This is a genomic window from Actinoplanes sp. NPDC048791 (genome assembly GCF_040650095.1).
GTDB lineage: Bacteria > Actinomycetota > Actinomycetes > Mycobacteriales > Micromonosporaceae > Actinoplanes.
Map to the genome: position 1 here is coordinate 1 of NZ_JBEZGQ010000588.1, position 5,369 is coordinate 5,369.

Consider the following 5,369-nt stretch of genomic DNA (forward strand, 5'->3'; position numbering starts at 1 on the left):
CCCGGCCACCACGACCGCCGTCATGCCGCAGTCGCGGACGTCGTCGATGTATCCGGGGTCCACGCGGACCGCGAACGAGCCCTTGACGGCGGCCGCGGCCAGCGCGTCGAAGTCGAGCGCGGTGACGTCGTCGATGTCGGCCGCGGTGCGCACGCCGGGCAGCGGCACACCCGCGTAGGTGGCCACCCCCTCGGCCTGGCCCAGGCCGGGCACGACCTCGAAGTGCACGGCGGTCCGGGCGACGGCCTGGACCTCCTTGACGACGGCCTCGTGACCGAACGGGTCACCGGCGACCAGGTGCACCGCCGACAGGCCGGACTTGGCCGCGGAGAGCAGCACCTTGGCGACGTCGCCGGGTGCGCCCTCGGCGGGGCTGAACTGGGTGTCGCCCTTGGCTTCCGCCCGGATGGCCGCGAGCAGCGACTCGGGCACCCCACGGTCGTAGACGACCTGGTCGGCGTCGGCGAGGGTGTCGTGAGCCCGGCGGGTCAGCAGGCCGGGATCGCCGGGTCCGGCGCCGACGAAAGCGATACGCCCTGCGGACTTGCGGGCGGTGCGGGTGGTCATTCTGTGCTCCCCATCAGGGTGTCGGCGCCGTTGTCGAGGAGATCGGCGGCGAGCGCCTTGCCGATCTCCGCCGCGTCGGCGGGCGTTCCGGTGCGCGACAGCCGGACAGCTCGGGCCCCGTCCGGGCTGATCACCGCACCGCGCAGGTAGATCTCGTCGCCTTGCTCGCCTTCGGCGAGCTCGGCGTGTGCCGCGACCGGTGCGGAGCAACCGGCCTCGAGCGTGGCGAGCATCGCCCGTTCCGCCGTGACGGCGGCGCGGGACGGTGCATGATCGAGTGCGGCCAGCAGCTCGACCAGGTCTGCGTCGTCGGATCGGCACTCGATCGCCAGCGCACCCTGGGCGGGGGCGGGCAGCATGAGCATCGGGTCCAACGTCTCCGTGATCTCGGCGGCCCGGCCGAGACGCACCACGCCGGCCCGGGCCAGGACAACCGCGTCGAGGTCGGCCTCGGGACCGAGCACCCTCGCGATGCGGCTGTCGACATTGCCGCGGATCGGCGTGACCTGCAACTGTAGGCCCAAAGCATGCAGTTGCGCGATTCGGCGCACCGCGCCCGTGCCGATCATGGCGCCCGGCGCCAGCTCCGCGAGGGTCTTGTTGTCCCGGGCGATGAGCGCGTCACGCGGATCCTCACGCTGCGGGATGGCCGCGATGTGCAGACCCGGGTGCTGGCCCGTGGGCAGGTCCTTGTACGAGTGGACGGCGAAGTCGATCTCCTTCGCCATGAGCGCGTCGCGCAGCGCGGAGACGAACACCCCGACGCCGAGCTGGGCGACCGGCGCGGCGGAACGATCACCGGCTGTGACGATGCGCACGAGCTCGACCGGGCGGCCGGTCGCGGCCGTCAGCGAGTCGGCGACCAGCTGGGACTGGGCGAGCGCGAGGGCGCTGCCCCGGGTGCCGAGGCGCAGCGGTGTGCTCACGCTTGTCCTCCGATCTCGGGTACGGCGTCGGCCTTGGTGGCGTGCGGGACGTCGAGGTCGAACAGCTCCCGCAGCAGGGCCGCGTACTGGTCGCCGCCGGGCTCGGCGGCGAGCTGACGGACCCGTACGGTCGGCGAGTGCAGCAGCTGCTGGACGACCCGGTGCAGGGTACGGGAAACGTCGGCCCGCTGCTCCTCGGTGAATTCCGGCCGGCGCGCGGAGAGCTTGCGCAGCTCGGCGCTGACCACGTCGTCGGCGCGGGTGCGCAGGGCGGCCACGGTCGGTGCCACCTCGGCCCCGCGCAGCCAGGCGAGGAAGTGCTCGACCTCGGCGGCGACGATCTGCTCGACCGCGGCGGTCTCGGCGGCGGCCGGCAGGGTGCGCCGGCTCGTGGCCAGGCTGTCGATGTCGACCACGGTGACGCCGGGCAGCGCGCCGACCTCGGGGGCCACGTCGCGCGGCACGGCCAGGTCGAGCACCACCAGCGGCTTCTCCCGGCCGGCCAGGGTCGCGGCGGTCAGCACCGGCTCGGTGGACGCGGTGGCGCAGACCACGATGTCGGCCGCGGCGATGGCCTGCTCGAGCGCGTCGAAGGGGACCGCGGTGGCGCCGTACGCCTCGGCGAGCCGGTCGGCCCGGGCCGCGCCGCGGTTGGTGATCCGCAGCGGTCCGACACCGGAACGGGTCAGCGTCGCCACGGAGAGCGCGCCCATCGCACCGGCCCCGACCACCAGGCCGGTGCGCCCGGTCAGGTCGCCACCGAGGGTCGCGGCGGCCACGTCGAGGGCGGCGGTGACGACACTCTGCCCGGCCCGGTCGATGCCGGTCTCGGCGTGCGCCCGCTTGCCGACGCGCAGCGCCTGCTGCATCAGCTCGTGCAGCAGCCGGCCGGCGGTGTCCGTCTCGGTGGCCGCGTGGTACGCGTCGCGGAGCTGGCCGAGGATCTGCGCCTCGCCCACGACCATCGAGTCGAGGCCGGCCGAGACCCGGAACGAGTGGCGCACGGCCGCCTCGTCGTAGTGCACGTAGAGGTGGGCGGCGAGGTCCTTGGCGCCGATGCCGGACTGCTCGGCGAGCACGTTGCAGACGTCACCGAGGCCGCCGTGGAAGCCGGAGACGGCCGCGTAGATCTCGACGCGGTTGCAGGTGGACAGGACCACGGCCTCGCCGACATACGGCTGCGCGACGAGCTTCTGCAGCACGGCCGGGATGTCGGAGCGGGCGATGACCAGGCGTTCGAGGGTGTCGATCCCGGCCGTCCGGTGGGACGCGCCGACACTGAGCAGATTCACGACCCGACCGCCTCCTGGTTGCCCGCCTCCGGTGAGCGCCCGCCGGGGATCGCCGTCAGCGACGCCTTGCGGTGCTCGTGGAAGGAGAGGATCTGCAGTTCGATGGCGAGATCGACCTTGCGCACGTCGACGCCCGCCGGGACGGACAGCACGCAGGGCGCGAAGTTGAGGATGCTGGTGACCCCCGCAGCCACCAGATCGTCGGCGACGGCCTGCGCGGCGCCTGCCGGGGTGGCGATCACGCCGATGGTGATGCCCTCCTCGACGACGGCCTGGCCGAGCTCGTCGATGTGCCGCACAGTCAGCCCGTTGAGCGGCTTGCCGACCTGCTCGGCGTCGGCGTCGAACAGGGCCACTATGCGGAACCCGCGGCTGGCGAACCCGTCGTAACCGGCCAGCGCGTGGCCGAGGTTACCGACGCCGACGAGCGCCACGGCGCGGCGCTGGTCGAGACCGAGGATGTACTCGATCTGGTCGATGAGCAGGGCGACGTCGTAGCCGACGCCGCGGGTGCCGTACGACCCCAGGTGGGAGAGGTCCTTGCGCAGCTTGGCCGAATTGACCCCCGCCGCCGCGGCGAGGCCTTCGCTGGAGACCGTTTCGGAACCGGTCTCGGCGAGGTTGTGCAGGGCGCGAAGGTATTCCGGTAGCCGCGCGATCGTCGCCTCCGGAAGATCCGGGAAGGCCGGGACTGCGCCGGTGGTGGCCGGCGTGCTTCCTTGACGCTGCTGACTCATCTGACTCCGTGCCGACGAGGCGAACCTACGGTGAGCCCTGCTGCAGGTCCTGGACCGGTGACGCCTGCTGGGACCGGCTGTGATAGCGGGGCTCGTCGGAGTCACAGAGTAGGCGCTTGTGAAGGCGTGCACAAATCGCGATCTTGATAGCGGAACTGGACAAAGATCGAGTCGGCGTGTTATCCGCCGGCCCTCTGCCGAGTATTACCGCTCGCCACCCTGGTATGCCAATGACGTCGACATTCCGACGACGAGTATCACAGCGTCTGCGCGAGACGCACCGCATCGACCAGGGTGTCCGTCACCGGACGGCCGCTGGCCCGCAGCCGGGCCGGCTCGGTGAAGCCGCCGGTGTAGAGCACGCACGCGGCGCCGACGGACTCGGCCGCCTCGGCGTCGTCCAGCGAGTCGCCGATCAGCACCACCTGCCCGCCGGGGATGCCCAGCTCGGCCAGGTGCCGCGCGAGGTGGCCGGCCTTGAGCCCGCCGTCGACCTCGGTGGGCCGCCCGTCGATGCGGGTGAACATGCCGGCCAGGCCGTAGGTCTGCACCGCGGGCACCAGCTCGTCGTGGAACCACATGCTCAACAGCGACTGGCTGCCCGGCCAGGCCTTGATCGCGGCCTCGGCGTCGGCGGCCAGCGAGGTGGTGGTCAGCCCGACCCGGTACGCCTGGTGGAAGATCCGGTCGAGCTCCTCGAACTCCTCGGCGTCGACCGCCCGGCCGAGGATCTCGGCGTAGAACTCGGCGACCGGGCGGCGGAAGCGCTGCCGGTGCTCGTCGGCGTCGACGCTGCGCCCGCCGACGGCCTGAAAGGTGTGATTGGTCGAGGAGACGACCAGCGACAGGTCGTCGAGCAGGGTGCCGTTCCAGTCCCAGACAAGGTGAGTTCGAGCCACCGCGCGAGATTACAGGCGGGGGGCACCCGCTGGTCTACCCAAATCCCGCAACAGGCGATCTTCCTCGACGCGCCAGTAGCCGTGCTCCTGGCCGTCCAGCAGCACCACCGGCACCCGGTCGCCGTAGTCGCGTTCCAGCTCCACCGAGTCGGCGATCTCGACCCGGGTCCACTGCCCGGGGGCGATGCGGTCCAGGGTCTGCTCGGCCACCTCGCACAGGTGGCAGCCGTCCCGGCTGATCAGAGTGATCCGGGTCATCGCAGTGCTCCCTTGCGTACTTTGCCGATGGCCGAGTGCGGCAGCTCGGTGACCAGCTCGATGCCGGCCGGCAGCTTGAACCGGGCCAGCTGGGCGGCGCAGTAGACCTGCAGCTCGGCGGGGGTGGGCGGGGGGTCGAGGGCGGGCACGACGTAGGCGTACGGGGCCTGCCCGGTCAGCTGGTCGGAGATGGCGATCACCGCCGCCTCGGCCACGCCCGGGTGCGCGTCGAGCACCCGTTCGATCTCGGCCGGGTAGACGTTGAAGCCGTTGACCAGGATCAGCTCGCCGATCCGGTCGACCAGCACCAGGTCACCGTCGGCGTCGGCGTACGCGATGTCGCCGGTGCCCCACCAGCCGTCGGCGTCCGGGCCGTCGTGAGCGTCCGGCCAGTACCCGGAGAAGAGGTTCGCGCCGCGCACCACGATCTCCCCCGGGTCGGTGCCCGCGCTGACCTCCAGGTCGAGATCCAGCTCGGCGTCCTCCTGGACGTCCGCGACGAGCCCGTCGCGCCACAGCACCTCACCGTCGGCCGTGCGCAGCAGCAGAGACACCCCGGGCAGCGGGCGGCCGATCGAGCCGGTCTTCTCCCGGTGACTGACCGCGGTCGTGGTGAGCACCGGGGCGGCTTCGGTCAGGCCGTACCCGACCAGCACGGTCTTGCCGGTCGCGGCCGTGAAGGCGGCCGCG

7 protein-coding genes are annotated in these 5,369 nt (G+C 72.3%); all 7 read right to left on the reverse strand.

Translation table 11 applies throughout. From position 1 onward, the window contains the following. Nucleotides 1-567: SAM-dependent methyltransferase (locus AB0C29_RS31845; protein WP_360827995.1), on the reverse strand; the 567-nt coding region annotated here is incomplete at its 3' end. After that, complete coding sequence (gene hemC, locus AB0C29_RS31850; RefSeq protein ID WP_360827997.1) at nucleotides 564-1,493, reverse strand: hydroxymethylbilane synthase; 930 nt, start codon at nucleotides 1,491-1,493, stop codon at nucleotides 564-566. The genes hemC and AB0C29_RS31845, both read right to left, overlap by 4 nt. After that, nucleotides 1,490-2,785 (reverse strand): glutamyl-tRNA reductase, encoded by a 1,296-nt coding sequence (locus AB0C29_RS31855; RefSeq protein ID WP_360828000.1) that lies wholly within the window; start codon nucleotides 2,783-2,785, stop codon nucleotides 1,490-1,492. The genes hemC and AB0C29_RS31855 overlap by 4 nt, the downstream gene beginning before the upstream one ends. After that, complete coding sequence (locus AB0C29_RS31860; protein ID WP_212986484.1) at nucleotides 2,782-3,522, reverse strand: redox-sensing transcriptional repressor Rex; 741 nt, start codon at nucleotides 3,520-3,522, stop codon at nucleotides 2,782-2,784. Before AB0C29_RS31860 ends, AB0C29_RS31855 begins: the two co-directional genes overlap by 4 nt. A 257-nt stretch (nucleotides 3,523-3,779) precedes the next feature. Further along, entirely contained in the window at nucleotides 3,780-4,421 is a 642-nt protein-coding gene (locus AB0C29_RS31865; RefSeq protein WP_360545650.1) for an HAD hydrolase-like protein, read from the reverse strand. Nucleotides 4,422-4,430: 9 nt separating this feature from the next. Then, the gene (locus AB0C29_RS31870; protein WP_360828003.1) at nucleotides 4,431-4,679 is read right to left on the reverse strand and encodes a glutaredoxin family protein; all 249 of its coding nucleotides are present in this window, start codon (nucleotides 4,677-4,679) and stop codon (nucleotides 4,431-4,433) included. Then, nucleotides 4,676-5,369: AMP-binding enzyme (locus AB0C29_RS31875; RefSeq protein ID WP_360828006.1), on the reverse strand; the 694-nt coding region annotated here is incomplete at its 5' end. The genes AB0C29_RS31870 and AB0C29_RS31875, both read right to left, overlap by 4 nt.

Bases quoted from the DNA above. Each gene is read 5' to 3' on its own strand.
- AB0C29_RS31870 (WP_360828003.1), bottom strand. From the start codon at position 4,679: ATGACCCGGATCACTCTGATCAGCCGGGACGGCTGCCACCTGTGCGAG.
- AB0C29_RS31860 (WP_212986484.1), bottom strand. From the start codon at position 3,522: ATGAGTCAGCAGCGTCAAGGAAGCACGCCGGCCACCACCGGCGCAGTC.